General features: G+C 63.2%; 1 protein-coding gene. It reads left to right on the plus strand.

Features of this window, described 5'->3' with window-relative positions; translation table 11 throughout:
* Nucleotides 1-568: IS256 family transposase (locus ACSVC7_RS32750; RefSeq protein WP_483509196.1), on the plus strand; the 568-nt coding region annotated here is incomplete at its 5' end.
* Nucleotides 569-611: the final 43 nt, after the last annotated feature.

Below are 611 nucleotides of genomic sequence, written 5' to 3' on the forward strand. Positions count from 1 at the left end.
GCGGCGCGGGCTGAAGGGCGTGAAGCTGGTGATCTCCGATGCCCACGAGGGGCTGAAGGCGGCCATCAGCCAGGTTCTGAGCGCCACGTGGCAACGCTGCCGGGTCCATTTCCTTCGCTCGCTGCTCTGCCACGTGCCCAAGGATCAGCAGACCATGGTGTCGGCCGCCGTACGCCAGATCTTCGTCCAGCCCGACCGCAAGACCGCCGGCGAGGCATGGCGCCATGTCGCCGATCAGTTCCGGCCGCGCTTCCGCAAGGTCGCCGCGCTGCTCGATGACGCCGAGCATGATGTGCTGGCCTACATGGATTTCCCCGAGGCGCACCGCACCAAATTGCATTCGACCAACCCCATCGAACGCCTCAACAAGGAAGTCAAACGCCGCACCGACGTCGTCGGCATCTTTCCCAACGAGGACAGTGTCCGGAGACTGGTCGGCGCTGTGCTTTTGGAGCAAAACGACGACTGGCAACTCCAGCACCGTTATTTGACGCTCGAAACCATGGGTGGGATCGTTGTCGCCAACGAGCCCGCCATCACCGCTCTACCCTCGGCAAAGGCGCCCTGATCGACCACGCACATGACCACCTCCCAATTTCCACCACCTTGAC

Source organism: Azospirillum mesophilum (genome assembly GCF_053470405.2).